The organism is Streptomyces sp. NPDC001868, from assembly GCF_040297125.1.
Classification (GTDB): domain Bacteria; phylum Actinomycetota; class Actinomycetes; order Streptomycetales; family Streptomycetaceae; genus Streptomyces.
In genome coordinates this window covers 212,208-231,850 of the sequence record NZ_JBEOYO010000005.1, presented here as the reverse complement: position 1 = coordinate 231,850, position 19,643 = coordinate 212,208, and the positions used below count along the sequence as shown (strand labels likewise).

Annotated in this window: 15 protein-coding genes and 2 pseudogenes; 12 read left to right on the top strand and 5 right to left on the bottom strand. The window is 69.6% G+C overall.

From position 1 onward, the window contains the following. Positions 1 to 57 precede the first annotated feature (57 nt). Positions 58 to 789, bottom strand: coding sequence for an SCO2400 family protein (locus ABT147_RS08830; protein WP_351403533.1), 732 nt, complete (start codon positions 787 to 789; stop codon positions 58 to 60). Positions 790 to 1,047: 258 nt separating this feature from the next. Here ABT147_RS08830 and ABT147_RS08825 point away from each other — a divergent pair, with 258 nt between their 5' ends. The 8 genes and pseudogenes from ABT147_RS08825 (at position 1,048) to ABT147_RS08790 (ending at position 11,333) form a co-directional block, all read left to right on the top strand. After that, a complete protein-coding gene (locus ABT147_RS08825; protein WP_351403532.1) occupies positions 1,048 to 2,205 on the top strand; it encodes a mandelate racemase/muconate lactonizing enzyme family protein in 1,158 nt (385 codons plus the stop codon). Next, a complete protein-coding gene (locus ABT147_RS08820; protein WP_351403531.1) occupies positions 2,202 to 3,224 on the top strand; it encodes a zinc-dependent alcohol dehydrogenase in 1,023 nt (340 codons plus the stop codon). Before ABT147_RS08825 ends, ABT147_RS08820 begins: the two co-directional genes overlap by 4 nt. A 132-nt stretch (positions 3,225 to 3,356) precedes the next feature. Further along, positions 3,357 to 4,325, top strand: coding sequence for a hypothetical protein (locus ABT147_RS08815; RefSeq protein ID WP_351403530.1), 969 nt, complete (start codon positions 3,357 to 3,359; stop codon positions 4,323 to 4,325). 103 nt (positions 4,326 to 4,428) lie between these two features. Beyond that, positions 4,429 to 5,538 carry a multiple monosaccharide ABC transporter substrate-binding protein gene (chvE, locus tag ABT147_RS08810; RefSeq protein WP_351403529.1) on the top strand — a complete coding sequence of 370 codons (1,110 nt, stop codon included), beginning with the start codon at positions 4,429 to 4,431 and terminating at the stop codon, positions 5,536 to 5,538. 32 nt (positions 5,539 to 5,570) lie between these two features. Then, entirely contained in the window at positions 5,571 to 7,121 is a 1,551-nt protein-coding gene (gene mmsA, locus ABT147_RS08805; protein WP_351403528.1) for a multiple monosaccharide ABC transporter ATP-binding protein, read from the top strand. Then, the gene (gene mmsB / locus ABT147_RS08800; RefSeq protein WP_351403526.1) at positions 7,118 to 8,362 is read left to right on the top strand and encodes a multiple monosaccharide ABC transporter permease; all 1,245 of its coding nucleotides are present in this window, start codon (positions 7,118 to 7,120) and stop codon (positions 8,360 to 8,362) included. Before mmsA ends, mmsB begins: the two co-directional genes overlap by 4 nt. Positions 8,363 to 8,453: 91 nt before the next feature. Next, a pseudogene (locus ABT147_RS08795) lies at positions 8,454 to 9,509 on the top strand (aldose epimerase family protein); the annotation flags it as partial. A 165-nt stretch (positions 9,510 to 9,674) separates the two neighbouring features. After that, the gene (locus ABT147_RS08790) at positions 9,675 to 11,333 is read left to right on the top strand and encodes a pyridoxal phosphate-dependent aminotransferase (RefSeq protein WP_351403524.1); all 1,659 of its coding nucleotides are present in this window, start codon (positions 9,675 to 9,677) and stop codon (positions 11,331 to 11,333) included. A 189-nt stretch (positions 11,334 to 11,522) separates the two neighbouring features. Here the strand turns inward: ABT147_RS08790 and ABT147_RS08785 are convergent, their stop codons facing one another. Beyond that, positions 11,523 to 12,377: a calcium-binding protein gene (locus tag ABT147_RS08785; RefSeq protein WP_351403523.1), complete on the bottom strand. Its 855-nt coding sequence runs from the start codon at positions 12,375 to 12,377 to the stop codon at positions 11,523 to 11,525. 369 nt (positions 12,378 to 12,746) lie between these two features. On the opposite strand from ABT147_RS08785, the gene ABT147_RS08780 reads away from it, so the two are divergent. The 4 genes and pseudogenes from ABT147_RS08780 (at position 12,747) to ABT147_RS08765 (ending at position 16,292) form a co-directional block, all read left to right on the top strand. Continuing rightward, positions 12,747 to 14,006: an extracellular solute-binding protein gene (locus tag ABT147_RS08780; protein ID WP_351403522.1), complete on the top strand. Its 1,260-nt coding sequence runs from the start codon at positions 12,747 to 12,749 to the stop codon at positions 14,004 to 14,006. 27 nt (positions 14,007 to 14,033) lie between these two features. Beyond that, a pseudogene (locus ABT147_RS08775) lies at positions 14,034 to 14,635 on the top strand (dioxygenase family protein). A 252-nt stretch (positions 14,636 to 14,887) separates the two neighbouring features. Beyond that, complete coding sequence (locus tag ABT147_RS08770) at positions 14,888 to 15,451, top strand: ATP-binding protein (RefSeq protein WP_351403629.1); 564 nt, start codon at positions 14,888 to 14,890, stop codon at positions 15,449 to 15,451. Between the two features lie 25 nt (positions 15,452 to 15,476). Continuing rightward, positions 15,477 to 16,292 (top strand): endonuclease/exonuclease/phosphatase family protein, encoded by an 816-nt coding sequence (locus ABT147_RS08765; RefSeq protein WP_351403628.1) that lies wholly within the window; start codon positions 15,477 to 15,479, stop codon positions 16,290 to 16,292. A gap of 25 nt (positions 16,293 to 16,317) precedes the next feature. Here ABT147_RS08765 and ABT147_RS08760 read toward each other — a convergent pair whose 3' ends face one another. From ABT147_RS08760 to arfA, 3 genes are all read right to left on the bottom strand, one after another. Continuing rightward, on the bottom strand, positions 16,318 to 17,295 hold the full coding sequence (locus tag ABT147_RS08760) for a sulfite exporter TauE/SafE family protein (RefSeq protein WP_351403521.1): 978 nt from the start codon (positions 17,293 to 17,295) through the stop codon (positions 16,318 to 16,320). Between the two features lie 211 nt (positions 17,296 to 17,506). After that, complete coding sequence (locus ABT147_RS08755; protein ID WP_351403519.1) at positions 17,507 to 17,965, bottom strand: RrF2 family transcriptional regulator; 459 nt, start codon at positions 17,963 to 17,965, stop codon at positions 17,507 to 17,509. A 101-nt stretch (positions 17,966 to 18,066) separates the two neighbouring features. After that, positions 18,067 to 19,581: an arabinosylfuranosidase ArfA gene (arfA, locus tag ABT147_RS08750; RefSeq protein WP_351403518.1), complete on the bottom strand. Its 1,515-nt coding sequence runs from the start codon at positions 19,579 to 19,581 to the stop codon at positions 18,067 to 18,069. Positions 19,582 to 19,643: the final 62 nt, after the last annotated feature.

The window sequence follows — 19,643 nt, the reverse complement described above, 5'->3', positions numbered from 1 at the left end:
CATGACGAAGCCCCCGGGCACGGACCCCTGCCCGGGGGCTTTCACCTGCGGTGATGGCTAGGAACACCACCACAGGAACTGCTTGCACGTCGCCGAGGGACTGGGCTCCGGGGCGGGTTCGTCCTCGGTCGGCCCGGCGGTCGGGGTGTCGGTGTCCTCGGGGTCGGAGGTCGGGTCCTGTGCCGAAGGAGCGGGGCTCGCGGTGGCGTGGGACTCCGAGCGGTCCTTGGGCTTGTCGGTGTCCTCGGCGTCGTCCTCGGTGTCGGACTTCTCGGACTCGGAGGCCGACGGGGAGGCCGATTTGTCCGGCTTCTTCCCGTCCTTGTCGGCCTCGGTGGGGTCGCCCGAGCCGCGTTCGGCCTTTTCGGGGTCGTCCGCCGAAGCCGTCGGGGACGCGTCGGAGGCGTCGTCCACCACGGCGGCGCGGGGCTCCGTCGGGGGTGCCTCCATGCCGAGTTCGGCGAGGCTCAGTCCGCCCGCGGCGAGCAGCAGCCCGGCCCCGACCATCAGCACCCGCCGGCGCCGGCGCCGGTGCGCGGCGGCCTTGCGGTCGCGCCGGCCGACCCGCACACCGCGGCCCCGGCCCTGCGACCGGGACCGGGCGCGGCGTCCGCCGCCGGGGGTCTCGGGGGTGTCGTCCTCGAACGCGTCCTCGCGTTCGTCCACGGCCGTGTCGTCCCTGGCGGCCAGCGCGTCCGCGTGGGTCCGGCATTCTTCGGCCGACGCGCCGCACCCCGAGCAGGAGAGGGCGCCATTGAGGTGCCGTTGGCACGGGTGGCAGTAATCCATGACGCCGGAAGATTATGTTCCGCAGCGGTGACGTTCCCGGGTGGGCCCGTGAAGGTTGTGTAGGGGCCTCGTGTACCGGCCTGCGGGGGCGGGTACGGTCCTGATCATTTGCGCGCGTTCCCGGCCATCGGCGCCATCGACGCGAAACCGTTGTGCGTTCGACCCATTGACACTCCGACCGGGTCATCCTTACTGTCGCGACCAGCATTTCGAACGAGCGACGAAATTTCGAACAGACCACAGAGGACAGGGAGTACCGTGCGCATCACGGGAATCAGCACGCACGTGGTCGGGACGCCGTGGCGAAACCTGACCTACGTCCAGGTGCACACCGACGAGGGACTCACCGGCGTCGGCGAGACCCGCATGCTGGGCCACACCGACGCGCTGCTCGGCTATCTGCACGAGGCGAAGACCAATCACATTCTCGGCTCCGACCCGTTCGCTGTCGAGGATCTCGTCAAGCGCATGAAGTACGGCGACTACGGGCGGGCCGGCGAGATCGTGATGTCCGGCATCGCCGTCATCGAGATGGCCTGCTGGGACATCAAGGGCAAGGCCCTCGGCGTCCCCGTCTGGCAGCTGCTCGGCGGCAAGGTCACCGACAAGGTCAAGGCGTACGCCAACGGCTGGTACACCACCGAGCGCACGCCCGAGGCGTACCACAAGGCGGCGCAGGGGGTCATGGAGCGCGGGTACAAGGCGCTCAAGATCGACCCCTTCGGGACCGGCCACTTCGAGCTGGACCACGAGCAGAGCCTGTACGCCGTCTCCCTGATCGAGGCCGTGCGCGACGCCATCGGGCCGGACGCCGAGCTGATGCTGGAGATGCACGGCCGGTTCTCGCCCTCGACCGCCGTCCGGCTCGCCAAGGACCTGGCGCCCTTCAAGCCCGCGTGGCTGGAGGAGCCGTGCCCGCCGGAGAACCTGAAGGCGCTGGAGAAGGTCGCCGCCAAGGTGGACATCCCGGTGGCCACGGGTGAGCGGATCCACGACCGGATCGAGTTCCGGGAGCTCTTCGAGAGCCAGGCCGTGGACATCATCCAGCCCGACGTCGGCCACATCGGCGGCATCTGGGAGACCCGCAAGCTGGCCGCGACCGCCGAGACCCACTACACACTGGTCGCGCCGCACAACGTGGGCGGTCCTGTGCTCACCGCGGCCTCGCTCCAGGTCGGCTTCACCTCCCCGAACTTCAAGATCCTGGAGCACTTCAACGACTTCGCGGACGCGGAGATCAAGAAGGTCGTCTCGGGGGCCCCGGAGGTCGTGGACGGCTACTTCCACCTCTCCGACAAGCCCGGCCTCGGGGTCGAGCTGGACGTGGACGCGGCTGCGGAGTTCCCGCAGCAGCAGGCCCGGTTCGACCTGTGGGCCGAGGGCTGGGAGCAGCGCAAGCCCAAGGGGACCGAGTGAGCGCCTCGCCCGACGCGGCCTCGGCCGTCGTCATCGAGGCGCCGGGCGAGCACCGGCTCGTCCCGCACGAGGCCCGGCAGCCGGAGGCCGGCGAGGCCCTGGTCCGGGTGCACGCCTCCGGGATCTGCGGCAGCGACCGCGAGGTCTTCCAGGGCAACCGTCCGGAAGGATACGTCCGTTACCCCCTCACACCGGGCCACGAGTGGTCCGGGACGGTGGCGGCGGTCGGTGACGGTGTCCCTTCAAGTCTTGTCGGCCGCAAGGTCGTCGGCGAGGGCTTCCGGAACTGCCAGGTGTGCGACCGCTGCCACGCGGGCGAGACCACGCTGTGCTCGGCGGGGTACGAGGAGACCGGGTTCACCCAGCCCGGCGCGATGGCCACGACCCTCACGCTGCCTGCCCGTCTGCTGCACGTCCTGCCGGACGACGCGGATCTGACGGCGGCGGCGCTGCTGGAGCCGGCCGCGTGCATCGCGGCCGCCGCGCTCAAGGCGAACGCCGTTCCGGGTGAGCGGGTCGCGGTGGTGGGCACGGGAACGCTCGGCATGTTCGCCGTTCAGTTCCTGAAGGCGGGCTCGCCCGCCGAGCTGCTCGTCGTGGGGACCCGTCCGGACCGGGCGGAGCTGTCCAAGCGGTTCGGTGCGACGGACTTCCGTACCAAGGACCAGGAACTGCCCGGCGACTTCGACGTGGTCATCGAGACCGCCGGGTCCGCGGACGCGGCACGCACGGCGGCCGCCCTGCTGCGGCGCGGCGGCCGGCTGGTCCTCACGGGCATCCCGGCGCCGGGCGCGGACGGGCTCGATCCGACGGATCTCGTCGTACGGCAGCTGGAGGTGCACACCGTGTTCGGCGCGGCGCCGGACGCCTGGGCGCACACCGTGCGGGTCTTCGGAGCCGGACTGCTGGACCCGCTGCCGCTCGTCACGCACGAGCTGCCGCTGGAGGAGTTCTCGCAGGCCATCGAGCTGGTCGGGTCGGGCGATCCGACGGTCGGAAAGGTCCTGCTGCGGCCATGACACACCCCTGAGCCGTACGCCGGTACGGGGTACCTGACGACTTCGTACCGGCGTACACCCAAGAGCTTTGCGCACCAAGAGCCGCGAACCCCGTCCGAAATATCGAATCTGATCGAGTCAGAAGGACAGCTTGTGACCGACACCACCGCTCCGGCGCCGCGCCGACCCGGCGAGCAGGCCCTCGCCGCGCTCGGGCTGAACGCACCCGCCCTCGACCCTTCCGACGCCTCCCCGCACACCTTCCCCGAAGGCGGTCGCTGGCGCACCGAGGTGCCCTCCGTCGAGGGGCCCGAGGCGCTGGGCGTGGTCCTCAAGGAGGCCTCGCGGCTGGATGTGCCGATCCACCGGATCAGCCAGGGCAGCGGCATCTGGATGCTCACCGACGCCGAGATCACCGAGATGGTGGAGGCGACGGCCGAGCGCGACATAGAGCTCTGCCTGTTCACCGGCCCGCGCGGCACCTGGGACATCGGCGGCTCCACCCGTACCGACTCCAAGGGCGCCGGCCTGAGGGCCCGTGGTCACGACGCGGTCGCCGGATGCGTCGAGGACGCCGTGCGCGCGACCGAGCTGGGCGTGAAGTGCCTGCTCGTCGCCGACGAGGGCGTGCTGTGGACGCTGCACCGGGCGCGGGTCGAGGGGATCATCCCGGCCGACACGACCTTCAAGGTGTCGGCGCTGATCGGGCCGGTCAACCCGACCGCGTACGCCGTGTACGAGAACCTCGGCGGCGACTCGATCAACGTACCCAGCGATCTGACGCTCGATCACCTCACGGAGATCCGGCGGGTGTCCGGCGCTCCCATGGACATGTACATCGAGGCCCCCGACGATCTCGGCGGCTATGTGCGGATGTACGAGGTCGCCGAGCTGATCCGGCGCGGCGCACCGATCTATCTGAAGTTCGGCCTGTCGAAGGCCCCCGGGATCTACCCCTACGGGCACCACATGCGGGACCTCACCCTGTCCACGGCCAAGGAACGCGTCCGTCGCGGCCGGCTCGCCCTGGACCTTCTCGCACGGCACGGAGCGGACGGCGACATGGCGCCGCTCGGCTCGCGGCTGCCGGGCGCGCTGAAGCGTTTCGGAACGCCCTCATAACGTTCCGGAAACCTCCCTTCACAGAACCCGACGCAGTCACACAGACTCCGACACAAATTCTCGCCCGCCCGGGTCCCGGAATCAGACATCAAGGAAGATGATCATGCGTACTCGCCGAGCCGCCCTCGCCTCCATAGCCACCGCCGCGTCCCTCGCCCTGACCCTCTCCGCGTGCGGTCAGAGCGGCTCGGGCGGCAGCGAGGAGAAGTCCTCGGGCAGCACCAAGGGCGCCACCATCGGCATCGCGATGCCGACCAAGTCCTCCGAGCGCTGGATCTCCGACGGCAACAACGTCGTCAAGGACCTGAAGGCCAAGGGCTACAAGACCCAGCTGGTCTACGGCGAGGACCAGCCCGAGACCCAGGTCTCGCAGATCGAGAACCTGATCGCCCAGGGCGTCAAGGCGCTGATCATCGCGGCGATCGACAACAAGTCGCTGGACAACGTGCTCCAGCAGGCCAAGGACGCGAACATCCCGGTCATCTCCTACGACCGGCTGATCCTCGGCAGCGAGAACGTCGACTACTACGCCTCCTTCGACAACTCGAAGGTCGGCGAGCTCCAGGCCAACTACATCGTCGACAAGCTCGGCCTGAAGGACGGCAAGGGCCCCTTCAACATCGAGCTGTTCGCCGGCTCCAACGACGACAACAACACCAAGTACTTCTTCAACGGCGCGATGAGCGTGCTCAAGCCGTACATCGACAGCAAGAAGCTGGTCGTCCAGTCCAAGCAGACCGAGCTGACCCAGGTCACCACCCTGCGCTGGGACGGCGCCACCGCCCAGGGCCGCATGGACGACATCCTCACCGCGTCGTACAAGAGCGAGAAGGTCGACGCGGTGCTCTCGCCGTACGACGGCATCTCCATCGGCATCCTGTCGGCGCTGAAGTCCGACGGCTACGGCACCAAGAGCAAGCCGCTGCCGGTCCTCACCGGCCAGGACGCCGAGCTGGCCTCGGTGAAGTCGATCATCGCGGGCGACCAGACGCAGACCGTCTACAAGGACCTGCGCGAGCTGGCCAAGGTCACCTCGAACATGGTCGACGCCGTGCTGAACGACAAGAAGGTCGAGACCAACGACACCAAGACCTACGACAACGGCGCGAAGGTCGTCCCGGCCTACCTGCTGGAGCCGGTCAGCGTCGACAAGGCCAACTACGAGCAGGTCCTCGTCGACGGCGGTTACTACACGGCCGACCAGCTCAAGTAAGCGTCGACCCTCACGGATTGGAAGGCACGACCATGGCGGGACCCGTCCTGGAAATGCGCTCGATCGTCAAGACCTTTCCTGGTGTCAAAGCGCTGTCGGACGTCTCACTGACCGTCCGCCAGGGCGAGGTCCACGCCATCTGCGGTGAGAACGGCGCCGGAAAGTCGACCTTGATGAAGGTGCTCTCCGGCGTCCATCCGCACGGCAGCTACGAGGGCGACATCCTCTTCGAGGGTGACGTCTGCGAGTTCAAGGACATCCGGGCGAGCGAGCACCGGGGCATCGTCATCATCCACCAGGAACTGGCGCTGGTGCCGTTCCTGTCGCTCGCGGAGAACATCTTCCTCGGCAACGAGCACGCCACGCGCGGCGTCATCAACTGGAACGACACCCTGCGGCACGCCAGCGAGCTGCTCGGCCGGGTGGGTCTCAGCGACCACCCGGAGACCCGGGTCGCGGACATCGGCGTGGGCAAGCAGCAGCTCGTGGAGATCGCGAAGGCGCTGTCGAAGAAGGTGAAGCTGCTCATCCTGGATGAGCCGACCGCGGCCCTGAACGACGAGGACAGCGGCAAACTCCTCGATCTGATCCTGGAGCTGAAGAACCAGGGCATCACCTCGATCATCATCTCCCACAAGCTCAACGAGATCCGCCGGGTCGCCGACTCGGTCACGATCATCCGCGACGGGAAGTCCATCGAGACCCTCGATGTGAAGGCCGAGGAGACCACCGAGGACCGGATCATCTCCGGCATGGTCGGCCGCGACCTCGACCACCGCTTCCCCGAGCGCACCCCGCACGAGCCGGAGGCGGGCTCGGCCCCGGCCCTGGAGATCCGCGACTGGACCGTGCACCACCCGATCGACCAGCAGCGCAAGGTCGTCGACGGTGTGTCGATCAACGTCCGGCGCGGCGAGATCGTCGGTATCGCGGGCCTGATGGGCGCCGGCCGCACCGAACTCGCGATGAGCGTCTTCGGGCGGACGTACGGCCGGTACGCGGGCGGCACGGTCCTCAAGGACGGCAAGGAGATCCGTACCAAGTCGGTCGCCGAGGCGATCGGGCACGGCATCGCGTACGTCACCGAGGACCGCAAGCACTACGGCCTCAACCTCATCGACACCATCAACCGGAACATCTCGCTGACCGCCCTGAACAAGGTCTCCAAGCGCGGTGTGGTCGACGAGCACGAGGAGCGGCAGGTCGCCGAGCGGTACCGCAAGTCCATGAACATCAAGGCGCCGACCGTCTTCGAGCCGGTGGGCAAGCTGTCCGGCGGCAACCAGCAGAAGGTCGTCCTCAGCAAGTGGATCTTCGCGGGTCCGGATGTGCTGATCCTGGACGAGCCCACACGCGGCATCGACGTCGGCGCCAAGTACGAGATCTACACGGTCATCGACAAGCTGGCCGCTGAGGGCAAGGCGGTCGTCTTCATCTCCTCCGAGCTGCCGGAACTGCTCGGGATGTGCGACCGCATCTACACGATGGCCGCAGGGCGGCTGACCGGTGAGTTCCCGCGTGCCGAGGCCACGCAGGAATCGCTGATGCGTCAGATGACGAAGGACAAAGAGGTAACCCGATGAGCACGGATGTGACCGCCAAGAGCCCGGCCCCCGCGCCGCCCGGCAAGAGCGGGGGCGCGGCGGGCGGAGGGCTGCTCCAGCTGATGCTGGACGGTATGCGGCGCAACATGCGGCAGTACGGCATGCTGATCGCGCTCGGCCTGATCGTGGCGTTCTTCGCCGTGATGACCGACGGCGACCTGCTGCTGCCGCGCAACGTCTCCAACCTGGTGCTGCAGAACAGCTACATCCTGGTCCTCGCGATCGGCATGATGCTGGTCATCGTCGCGGGCCACATCGACCTGTCGGTCGGCTCACTGACCGCGTTCGTCGGGGCCTTCGCCGCCGTACTGACCGTGCAGCACGACATCGCGTGGCCCGTCGCCATGGTGCTCTGCCTCCTGGCGGGTGCCGTGGCGGGCGCGATCCAAGGGTTCTTCATCGCGTACCTCGGCATACCGTCGTTCATCGTCACCCTCGCCGGCATGCTGACCTTCCGGGGTGTGACGGAGATCCTGCTGGAGGGGCAGACCCTCGGTCCCTTCCCCGAGGGCCTCAAGAAGATGGGCAACGGCTTCCTCCCGGCGGTCGGCCCCGAGACGAACTACCACAACCTCACCCTGCTGCTCGGTCTCGTCCTGATCACCTTCGTGGTGATCCAGGAGGTCCGGGGCCGGAAGCGTCAGCAGGAGTTCGCGCTCGACCTGATGCCGACCAACCTCTTCCTGCTCAAGCTCGTCGCGATCGTCTCCGCCCTGACGGTCCTCACGCTGCTGCTCGCCAGCTACAACGGCGCGCCCATCGTGCTGATCATCCTCGGTCTGCTGGTGGTCGGTTACGGCTACGTCATGCGCAACACCGTCTTCGGCCGGCACATCTACGCGATCGGCGGCAACCTGCCGGCGGCCAAGCTGTCCGGCGTCAAGGACAAGAAGGTCACCTTCTACGTCTTCCTGAACATGGGCGTGCTCGCGGCCCTGGCGGGACTGGTGGTCGCCGCCCGCCTCAACGCGGCCGGACCGAAGGCGGGTCTGAACTACGAACTGGAGGCGATCGCCTCCGCGTTCATCGGTGGCGCGTCCATGAGCGGCGGTGTCGGTACCGTCCTCGGCGCGATCATCGGCGGTCTCGTCCTCGGTGTCCTGAACAACGGTATGAACCTCCTCGGCGTCGGCTCCGACTGGAAGCAGGTCATCAAGGGCCTGGCCCTGCTGGCGGCGGTCGGCTTCGACGTGTGGAACAAGCGCAAGTCCGGTTCGTAGACAGGGTTCGCAGGCAGGTTTTCGAGCAAGTCGTCGGGTCCCGCGTGCCACGAGCGCGCGGGACCCGTCGGCTTTCCCACGTTTCACGAGAGGCAGGAAACCGGTGAAGGAACTCTTCGGCAAGCTCGCCGACGGCACCGAGATCCACCGCTGGTCGCTGGAGAACGGCGGCACCCGACTGAAGGTCCTGTCGTACGGCGGGATCGTGCAGTCCCTGGAGATCCCGGACCGGGACGGCCGGTACGCGAACGTCTCCCTGGGCTTCGACACCGTCGAGGACTACGTCTCCGGGTCGCCCTACTTCGGCGCCCTGATCGGCCGGTACGGCAACCGCATCGGGGCGGGCCGCTTCACCCTGGACGGCGAGACGTACGAGCTCTCCGTCAACGACGGCGACAACAGCCTGCACGGCGGGACGGACGGCTTCGACCGGGTCGTGTGGGACGTCGAGCCGTTCACGGACGGCCCGGACGTCGGTCTGCGGCTGACCCGCACCAGCGCCGACGGCGAGATGGGGTACCCCGGCACGCTGGACGTGACGGTCGCCTACACCCTCACCGAGCGCGGCGAGTGGCGTATCGACTACGAGGCGACCACCGACCGGGCCACGGTCGTCAACCTCACCAACCACGTCTACTGGAACCTCGCGGGCGAGGGCGGCGGCTCGGTCCACGGCCACGAACTGACGATCGCCGCCGCCCGCTACACCCCCGTCGACTCCGGCCTGATCCCCACCGGCGAACCGGCCGACGTCACGGGCACCCCCTTCGACTTCCGCGCGGGCAAGACGATCGGCGAGGACCTCCGCGCGAACGACCGACAGCTGCTGTACGCCAAGGGCTTCGACCACAACTGGGTGCTGGACAAGGGCGCCACCACCGAGCCGGAGTGGATCGCCACGCTCACCGACCCGGTGTCCGGGCGCACGCTGCGGATCTCGACGACCGAGCCGGGGCTGCAGTTCTACTCCGGGAACTTCCTGGACGGCACACTCGTGGGACCGGCCGGGAGGGCCTACCGGCAGGGCGACGCGCTGTGTCTGGAGACCCAGCACTTCCCGGACTCGCCGAACAAGCCGTCGTACCCGTCGACCGTGCTGCGACCTGGGCAGACGTACCGCTCGACGACCGTCCACACCTTTGCCTGACGGCCCGCCTTCACAGCTGATTCACAACTTCCTACCGGATTCTCAGCGATTGAACAGAGCCGCCCCAGCCTCCGTATGTATGAGCGGCCCGTGCTCCCCCGCACGGGCCGCCCTTAGTCGTCGGACCCGGTCGTCCCCAACGGGTCCGCCCCCTACGGAGGTTCCATGGCCGACAACGTCACCTCGTTGTTCCGCAGCACCGCGGCGCACAGCCCTTCTATGGCGGCGCTGACGCGTGAGGGCGGCGACGGGGTGGGTCCGGTGGACTTCTGTATCCCGTGCAATCCGTACTTCCCCACCCCCGCCATGTTCGACGACATGGCGGGCAAGCTGCGCGACATCATCACGTACTACCCGAGCAGCGCCGACACGATCACGGCGGAGCTGTGCAATCTGCTCCAACTGCCGCCGCAGTGCGTGGCGATGGGCAACGGCTCGACCGAACTCATCACCTGGCTCGACCATCTGATGGTCCGTGAGTCGCTCGCCGTCCCCGTGCCCACCTTCGGCCGCTGGACCGACCAGCCGATGGAGACGGGCAAGCGGGTCGACATGTTCCCGCTCCAGGAGTCCAGCGGCTTCGCCCTGGACCTCGCGCAGTACGCCGAGTTCATCCGCGCCCGCGGCACCCGGGTCGCCGTCATCTGCAACCCGAACAACCCCGACGGCGGCTTCCTGCACCGGCACGCGCTGGTGCAGTTCATGGACGCGATGGCCGACCTGGATCTGATCGTCATCGACGAGTCGTTCCTGGAGTTCGCCGACGCCGAGTCCGAGCCGTCCACGGTCCAGGACGCGGTCATGCGGCCCAACGTGGTGGTGCTGCGCAGCCTCGGCAAGAACTTCGGTCTGCACGGCATCCGCTTCGGCTATCTGGTCGCCAACCCGGCGCTCGCGGGCAAGGTCCGCTCGATGCTGCCGAAGTGGAACCTCAACTCCTTCGCCGAGCACGTGGTGTTCATGCTGAAGAACCACGGCGCCGAGTACATGGAGAGCCTGCACCAGGTCCGCCGCGACCGGCTGGACATGGCCCGCCAGCTCTCCGCCCTCCCCGGGCTGACGGTCTACCCGTCGCAGGGGAACTTCCTCTTCGTGCGCCTGCCCGTGGGCGCCGAGGGCACCGTGGTCCGCGACCGGCTCCTCACCGAGCACCGGGTCCTGGTCCGCGAGTGCGGCAACAAGGTCGGCTCGTCCAGTCGCTTCCTGCGACTCGTGGTCCGGCCCCAGGTCGACGTCCGTCGCCTGGTGTCCGGCCTGGAGTCGGTTCTCTACGGGTCCAGGAGGGGAGCCGCCGTGCCGGAGCTGAGCACCGGGACCAGCTACAGCTCGGGTACGGCGGCCGTGGACCGGCTGATGGGCGAGACCAGCGGCACGGGGATGCAGAACCTCGCCGCGCAGGCCATGAGCATGCCGGCCCCGGCGCCCGCGTCCTCCATGCAGTTCGCGTCCCCCGCGCCGGCGCCCGCCGCGGCCATGCCGGCGCCCATGCAGCCCTCCATGCAATCGTCCATGCAGTTCCCGTCCCCGGCGCCCGCACCGGCCCCGATGCCGATGCCGGTCCCCGCACCGGCCCCGATGCCCGCCGCACCGGCCGCCGCCATGCCGGGCCCGGGCATGCCGAGCCCGGGCATGCCGGTCCCCGGCCTCCAGCCCGTCTCCCAGACCGGTATGCCCGGCCTCGCGGCGGCCGCCCAGGGCCGCCGCGTCAACGGCGCGGCCCAGGGCCTCACCGCCGCCCAGGTACGCGGCCGCACCCAGCCGGAGCCGCTGGAGGAGCCGCAGGGATGGCCGGCTGCGGGGGCGGTGTACAACCAGGTGGGGTGAGGTCCGGCCTCCCCCGCCCACCGAATGACCCCATGAGGCGACGCCTCCGACAGGCCCTGTACGGGCCGCTGTCGGGGGCGTCGCCTTGTCGGGCCCGTCCGTCGGGGCACGTCCATCGGATGCCCGTCCGCCGGAGGCCCGGCGTCGGTCCCGGTGGTGTCGGTCCCGGTGGTCTCAGTCCTGGCGGTGTCAGTCCTGGTGGAGCTTGTTGCGGCCCGGGCCTCCGGAGAGCGTGTCCTTGCCCTTGCCGCCGTACAGGATGTCGTCGCCGCTGTTGCCGTAGAGCTTGTCGTTGCCGTCCTCGCCGTACAGCCTGTCGTTGCCCTTGCCCCCGTGGAGGCCGTCGTTGCCGGCCCGGCCGTACAGGGTGTCGTTGCCGGAGTCGCCGTACAGGCCGTTGGAGTTGGCGCCGCCGCTGAGGGTGTCGTGGTCGGCGCCGCCGTGGCAGTTGTAGGTGCAGCCGGTCATGGTGTCGTTGCCGCGTCCGCCGAAGGCGCCGAGGCCCCACACCCCGCCGCCGCCGTCGATCCGGTCGTTGCCGTTCTCGCCGTACAGCACCACGGACTTGTTGCCGAGCAGGATGTCGTTGCCGGTGCCGCCGTAGATCGCCGCGTACGCGGAGTTCGCGGCGGCGATGGTGACCGTGTCGTTGTTGTCGCCGAGGCTGACGTCGTAGATGTCCGAGTCGTCGGAGTTCATCGGGATGGGGACCGCGCACTCGGCGACCGTGCGGTCGGCCGGCTTGGGGTAGGCGCACTCCTTCGCGGCGAGCGTGATGGGGTACCGGTCGTTCAAGGTCAGCACATAGTCCGCCTCCCACTCCGTCCGCTCCACGATCTTCGCCGACACCGTCAGCCGGTTCGCCTGGCCGGGCGCGGCCTTGAACCACAGCTCGCCCTTCTCGTGCACGAGCGAGGCGGCGGGCGCGGGGGCGGCCTGGGCGAGGGGGGCGGTGAGGAGGGCGCCGGCCAGGGCGAGGGTGAGTGCGGTGGTGGCACTGACGGCGGTGGCGGCTCTGTGCCGGGGAAGTCTGTGGACGGGCATGGCGAGGTACCCCTTCGCGGAGCGGTGAGTTGAGTAGAGATGAGATGAGTACTCGTTACGACACCGCTCCGGAACCGGGGGTTGTACGGAAAAACCCTCCCGAACACCCACCGGGGCTGTTTCATCCGGGGTACTCGGGCGAGAGTTCCGGAGTTCACCTCATGGCCACCCCGCGTACCCGGCCCGCCCGGCGAAGTGAACGACGGGCGTGCCGATTCCGTACTTCCTGGCGCGGGTGGGGCATCTCGGTCACACCTGTCACGTCGCCGGAACAAGAACGCAACCCATCCGGCCCCGTACTCACCGGTGCGCGCCATACGATCAAGTCCGATCTCCAAGTCCCGTACTCACGCCGGAAGTAGGTGCACCGTGCGTCACAAGGCACGGACATTCGTGGCGGCCACGGCCGCGCTGGGGCTCGCGGCCGGGCTGTCCGGCTGCGGCGGGAACGCGGACGCGGAGTCGGGCACGGTGTCCCTGACGGTCGTCGCGACCAACTACGGCGACAGCGTCCGCAAGAACTCCGAGGGCTACTGGGACCGGGTCGCCCTGGCGTTCGGCGCCGAGCACCCGGGCATCGACGTGGACGTCGAGGTCTACGACCCGGACGAGGTCGACGAGAAGGTCGCCGCGCTGGTGGAGCGGGGCGAGGCACCCGACATCGTGCAGACGGACAGCTACTCCGAGTACGCCGCGCGGGACCTGCTCTACAGCGCCGACGACGTGCTGTCGGTCCCGGTCCAGGCCTCGTTCGTCCGGAGCCTCGCCAATGCCGGGGAGATGGACCGGGCGCAGTACGGCCTGCCGTTCACCGCGAGCACCCGGCTGCTCTACTACAACAAGGACCTGTTCGAGCGGGCCGACCTGGAGCCGCCGAAGACCTGGGACGAACTCCGCGACGCGGCACGGGCGTTGAAGGCGCAGGGGGTCGAGTACCCGATCGCCGTGCCGCTCGGCCCGGAGGAGGCGGAGGCCGAGACGCTGATGTGGCTGCTGGCCGGCGACGGCGGCTACACCGACTCCACGAACAGCTACGACATCGCCTCCCCCACCAATGTGGCGACGCTGACCTGGCTGAAGGAGAACCTGGTCGGCGAGGGGCTCACCGGCCCGGTCGCGCCCGGCGACCTGAACCGGGGCGAGGCCCTCGACGCCTTCCTCACCGGTGACGCGGCCATGGTCAACGCCCCGCTGTCGCTGATCCGCCGGATCGAGGACTCCTCCGAGCCCGTGCCCTACGGCGCCGTCCCGCTGCCGAGCCGTGACGGCGAGGACACGCCCGCGATGGGCACCGCGGACTGGGTCATCGCCTTCAGGAACGACGAACACCGGGCCGCCATCGGCCAGTTCCTCGACTTCCTCTACGCCGACAAGTACGTGACCGAGCAGGCCGCCCAGTACGAACTGCTCCCCGTCACCACCTCCGCCGCCGACGCGATGCGCGAAGACAAGGACCACCAGCCCCTGTGGAGCGGTCTCGACACCCTGCAGAACCTCCGCCTGTACCCCGTCGCCGAGACCAACTGGTCCGAGGTGGCGGCCTCGATCCGTGCGCGGATCGGCAAGGCGGTGGCCCCCGGCGGGGATCCGCGGAAGGTACTGGAGTCGATCGCGAAGACGGCGGAGTGAACCCCCTAGCCCCAGGCTGAACTCGCGCTGAATACGGCCGCCACCCTGGTCGTGGGCGCCGCCGCCGCGCCCGAAGCCCCCGCCGTCGGGACGACCGAGACCGGGGACACCGCTCCCGTCGCCGCCGCGGCCGTCTGCACCCTCACGAAGGAGATGACCGAAGGCCCCTACCACCTCGACGGACAGCTCGTCCGCGCCGACATCAGCGAGGACAAGACCGGCTTCCCGCTCCAGCTCACCCTCACCGTCGTCGACGACGACACCTGCGCGCCCCTCGGCGACGCCCTGGTCGAGATCTGGCACTGCGACGCGCTCGGCGAGTACTCCGGATTCGTCGGCAACAACGGCCACGACGAGCCCGACAACGGCACGTTCCTGCGCGGTGCCGTCCTGTCGAACGCCGCCGGCGTCGCGAGGATCACGACGGTCTACCCCGGCTGGTACCGGGGCCGGTGCGTCCACATCCACCTCAAGGTGCACACCGACGTCGCGCTGACCTCCGACGGCTCGTTCACGGGCGGCCAGGAGCTCCACACCGGCCGGCTCTTCTCCTCACCCTGACGGCCCTGGGCAGTTCGCCGACGGCCGGGTACGCGGGGTCGCTGACGGTGGGGGTGGAGTCGAGCTGACCCAGGACGGCACCGGCCCCCTCCCGGACCGTGCGGGTGGGGGCCGGTGCCGTTCGACGGGCCGGGGAGGCGGCCCGACCGATCGGTGGACGCAAACCGATCAGCCGAGGTCGGGCTAATGCGATCGCCAACCGATCGAATTCATACGGTTTCGACCAGGCACGATGTCCTCTCGATCTCCTGGGTACTCATCGGGCGAGCACGGCTAGCGTGGGCGAGGTACGGCGGTTCGTCTTTGACGCCCAGCGCCCCGTGCCCGTACCCATCGACACCCATCGAGAGGAGGCGGCCGTGACGCCGGGCGGGGAGACGGACAGCGGAACCGACACGATCGGCGGCCCGGGCGGTGACACCCCCGGCCGCGGCCCCTGCCCCGCCCCCGAAACACTCCTGCTGAAACGCCACTTCACGGGGGAGAACCTCCCCCAGGTGCGCGCCCAGGTGGAGGACACGGCCGCGGCGGCGGGCCTCGGCGGGGTACGCCTCGGTGAGTTCACCCTCGCCGTCAGCGAGATCGCCGCCAACGCCGTCGAACACGCGGGCGGCCAGGGCCGCCTGGAACTCCGCCGTCTCCCCCATGAGCTGGAGTGCCGCATCACCGACAACGGCCCCGGCTTCACCCCCGCCATCCCCGAACTCCTCCCCGGTCTCACCGACAACTGCCCCGGCCGCGGCCTCTGGCTCGCCCACCTGGTCACCGACCGTCTGACGGTCACGACGGACCTGACGGGAACGGGGGCCGAGGTGACGCTGGCCGTGCGGCTGGGGCATAACCTCGTGTGCGGAGACGTCAGATGTGACGTGGATCGACCTTGAGGAGGCGGCCGTGTTCGGACGGGGCATGCGGTTGCTCGCGGGTGCCGTGACACTGGCCTGTGTGGTGCTCGTCGGCCCCAGTGCGCCGAGCGACGCCCTCTTCGCCCGGTCACGGCCCGTCGAGGCCGTCCGGGACGTCGTACCGAACCGGGTCATGACATGGAACATGTGCAACCCCTGCAAGGAGAGCAACGTCGACCGGGCGTCGGAGATCGCCAGATACGCGCCCCAGGTCATCGGGCTGCAAGAGGCGTGCGTGCGGGACGTCGAGCGGATCCGGGAGTATCTGGAGAACCTGTACGGGCTGGTCTACCACGTCGAGTACGGGGCGGTGCTCCGGCACTGGGGCCGCTGCGGCGGGGTGCCGTGGAGCCCGGGCGGCTACGGTCAGGCGGTCCTCTCCGCGGCACCGATGACGGACGCCGTCGACGTGGCCTACCCCGACGGCGGCTCCGAGGCCCGCGGATACATGGCGGTCACCACCGAGGTGGGCGGCCGGTCCGTCCGGGTCTTCAACACCCACCTCGCCCAGCGGCGTCAGGAAGCGGTCCGGGCGGACCAGACCGCCGTACTCGCCGAAGCCGTCGTCCGGTACGACCGCTTCATCCTGGTCGGCGACTTCAACGCCGTGCCGGAGGCCCCCGAACTCACCCCGATATGGGCCCTGGCCACGGACACGGACCCCGCGTGCCGTCCCTCGCCGGCCGGCGACTGCGGGCTGACCACCGACTGGCAGAGCAAGTTCGACTACGTCTTCCTGCGCGGCCTCACCCCGCGCGAACACCGCGTGCACCTCACCCCGTACTCGGACCACCATCTGGTCCAGGCCGACCTGGACTGAGAGGCGAGTCGGCCGGCGGTGCGCGTCAGCGGGTGCCGGACGGGGTCGGTTCGACGGCCTCCCGATCGTCCTGGCCGGTCGCCCGGTTCCCCGCGCCCCTTTGGGACGCTGGGGTCGCCGTCTCCTCCGCGTCCTCCACCTTCTCCTTCAGGTGCTCTCGGATCGAGTACGCCAGGGCCGCCGCCCACAGGGCGTACACGGCGGCGTAGACGACCGCGCTCACCGCACCGGACGCCGCGATCCAGTCGCTCTTCAGGAGCGTGCGGACGTTCGTCGCGATGATGACGCCGCCCACCGCCGAGCCCAGCACCCTCGGCGGGACCAGGCGGACCAGCCACGCGGCGACCGGCGCGGCGATCAGACCGCCGAGGAGGAAGGCGGCCACCCAGGTCCAGTCGAGGCCCTGGGAGCCCAGGGAGAAGAGGAAGCCCAGACTCGCGGAGACCGCGACGAGGAACTCGCTGGTGTCGATGGAGCCGATGACCTTACGGGGCTCCATACGACCGCTGGCGAGGAGGGCCGGGGTGCCGACCGGGCCCCAGCCGCCCCCGCCGGTGGCGTCGAGGAAGCCGGCGGCCAGGCCGAGCGGCGCCAGGAACCGCTTCCGCAGCGGCCGGCCGAGGCGTTCCCGGGGCAGGCCGCGCAGGGTGAAGCGGGACAGGACATAGAGGCCGAGGCCGAGCAGGATCAGCGACATCACCGGTCCCGCCACCTCGGTGGACAGCTGGGAGAGGACGGTCGCGCCCAGGAACGCGCCCACCGCGCCCGGTACACCGATCCTGATGACGACCTTCCAGTCCACGTTCCCGAACCGCCAGTGCGCTGCGCCCGACATCACGGTCGTGCCGATCTCGGCGAGATGCACCGTGGCCGAGGCGGCGGCCGGGTTGGTGCCCAGGGCGAGCAGCAGCGTCGTCGAGGTCACGCCGTAGGCCATGCCCAGGCTGCCGTCCACGAGCTGGGCGCCCAGGCCCGCCAGCGCGAGCAGTACCAGCGTCCGCATCCGTTCCCTGTCCCGTCTTCCGTTTCCGTCGCCGCTTCTTCCCTGTCTTTCCCACCGGTTAAGTAGGGATCGACCGGGCGGCAACGCTACGGGGCCGAGCTGAGGATTGGCTGAGGACGAGGTAACGATCCTGTGCGGCCGCCCGCCGGGCCTACGGGGTCAGGGGGCAGGGGCAGGGGTCACCGGGTCACCGGGTCACGGGATCGCGGCGTCACGGGTTCTCCCAGGCCGCCGGTTCCGCCGCCAGGTCCTTCACCGGCTCGGGGAGGGTGCCCGCCGCGATGTCGGCCACGGTGACGCCCTCCAGGATGCGGCGGACATTGGCCCGAAGCGCGATCCACAGCGGCAGCAGCGGTTCGGCGGAGCCGGTGTAGGTCAGGCCGGTGGGACGTTCGCCGCGCACCGAGACGATGGGCCCGTCGACGGCCCGGATCACATCGGCGACGGTGATGGCAGCGGGCTCGCGCGCCAGTCGGTACCCACCGCTGCCGCCCCGCCGACTGGTGACGAGGCCGCCGCGCCTCAGGTCCCCGAGGATGCCTTCGAGGAACTTGTGCGGAATCTCCTGCACGGTCGCGATGACCTCCGCCTTCACCGGCCCACTGTCCTGCCGTACGGCAAGCTCCAGTACCGCGCGTACCGCGTAATCCGCCCGTGCCGAGATCCTCATGGGCAACATTGTCGACCACCCGCGCCCTCGAAGGGGCGCGGGGAACGGCGCGAGCAACCACGAACGACCCGCACCCGGCAGCGGACAGTCGCCCCGAGCTCTCAGCCGAGCCGGATCACATTCCACGACAGCGGCTCAAGAACCACGCTCAGCACACCATCCTGAACGGCGGCCCCCTCCCCCACCCGCGGCCCGACCCGCTCAGGCTCCGCCAACGTGTTCCGCGCGTCCGGATCCGCGTCGGCCAGCACACTGTGCTCGACGACCCGGCTCAACTCCAGCCCGTTCAGCGCGACTTCCAACGGCAGCGCCCCCGTACGGCTCCGGTTGACGGCGAAGACGGTCACCGACCCGTCCTCCGCCCGCACCGCCGTCGCGTGCAGCAGATCCGCCTCGCCGTACTTCTTCGTCTCGTACGTCGGCGAGTCCACCCGTACGTCGAGCACCTCGCCCCGCCCGTACTTCGAGGCCTGGGCGAACGGGAAGAACGTCGTCTGCCGCCAGGCCGGGCCGCCCGGCTCGGTCATGATCGGGGCGATGACGTTGACGAGCTGGGCGAGGCAGGCGACGGTGACGCGGTCGGCGTGCCGGAGCAGGGCGATGAGCAGGGAGCCGAAGACGACGGCGTCCGTGACGCTGTAGTTGTCCTCCAGGAGGCGCGGGGCCTCCGCCCAGTCCCGTGCGCCGGAGTTCTCGATCTCGTGCCACTCCGAGATGTACCAGACGTTCCACTCGTCGAAGGAGAGGTTGATCCTCTTCTTGGACTTGAGCTTCGCGCCCACGTGGTCGGCGGTGGCGACCACGTTCTCGATGAAGGACTCCATGTCGACGGCGGAGGCGAGGAAGGAGTCGACGTCGCCGTCCTCGGGCTGGTAGTAGGCGTGCAGGGAGATGTGGTCGACGAGGTCGTACGTCTCCGTCAGGACCGTCGCCTCCCACTCGGCGAAGGTCGGCATGGACTGGCTGGAGGAGCCGCAGGCCACGAGTTCGACACCCGGGTCGATCTGGCGCATCGCGCGGGCGGTCTCGGCGGCGACCCGGCCGTACTCCGTCGCCGTCTTGTGACCGGTCTGCCAGGGGCCGTCCATCTCGTTGCCGAGGCACCAGAGTCTGATGCCGAAGGGGTCCTTGTCGCCGTGGGCGACGCGCAGGTCGGAGAGGGCCGTGCCGGCGGGGTGGTTGGCGTACTCCTGGAGTTCGAGGGCCTCGGCGACGCCGCGCGTGCCGAGGTTGAGGGCCATCATCGGCTCGGCCTGGGGGCCGATCTTCTTCAGGAAGGCGATGTACTCGGAGAGGCCGAAGCGGTTGGTCTCGGTGGAGCGCCAGGCGAGGTCGAGGCGGCGGGGGCGGTCCTCGGCGGGGCCGACGGAGTCCTCCCACTTGTAGCCGGAGACGAAGTTGCCGCCGGGGTACCGGATCGTGGTGACACCCAGTTCCCGGACCAGGTCCAGGACGTCGGCGCGTAGGCCCGCCTCGTCGGCCGTGGGGTGGTCCGGCTCGTAGATGCCGGTGTAGACGCAGCGGCCGAGGTGCTCCACGAAGGAGCCGAAGAGTCGGGGGTTGACCTCGCCGACCTTGAACGCGGGGTCGAGGGTGAAGCGGGCGGTGCGGGTCATCGAGGGCGGCCCCTTCGGTGTTCGATGTTCGGTACTGCGGATGGTGATCGTCTAGCCGAACG

Bases quoted from the DNA above. Each gene is read 5' to 3' on its own strand.
- ABT147_RS08830 (WP_351403533.1), bottom strand. From the start codon at position 789: ATGGATTACTGCCACCCGTGCCAACGGCACCTCAATGGCGCCCTCTCC.
- chvE (WP_351403529.1), top strand. From the start codon at position 4,429: ATGCGTACTCGCCGAGCCGCCCTCGCCTCCATAGCCACCGCCGCGTCC.
- mmsA (WP_351403528.1), top strand. From the start codon at position 5,571: ATGGCGGGACCCGTCCTGGAAATGCGCTCGATCGTCAAGACCTTTCCT.
- mmsB (WP_351403526.1), top strand. From the start codon at position 7,118: ATGAGCACGGATGTGACCGCCAAGAGCCCGGCCCCCGCGCCGCCCGGC.
- ABT147_RS08790 (WP_351403524.1), top strand. From the start codon at position 9,675: ATGGCCGACAACGTCACCTCGTTGTTCCGCAGCACCGCGGCGCACAGC.
- ABT147_RS08785 (WP_351403523.1), bottom strand. From the start codon at position 12,377: ATGCCCGTCCACAGACTTCCCCGGCACAGAGCCGCCACCGCCGTCAGT.
- ABT147_RS08765 (WP_351403628.1), top strand. From the start codon at position 15,477: ATGCGGTTGCTCGCGGGTGCCGTGACACTGGCCTGTGTGGTGCTCGTC.
- ABT147_RS08760 (WP_351403521.1), bottom strand. From the start codon at position 17,295: ATGCGGACGCTGGTACTGCTCGCGCTGGCGGGCCTGGGCGCCCAGCTC.
- ABT147_RS08755 (WP_351403519.1), bottom strand. From the start codon at position 17,965: ATGAGGATCTCGGCACGGGCGGATTACGCGGTACGCGCGGTACTGGAG.
- arfA (WP_351403518.1), bottom strand. From the start codon at position 19,581: ATGACCCGCACCGCCCGCTTCACCCTCGACCCCGCGTTCAAGGTCGGC.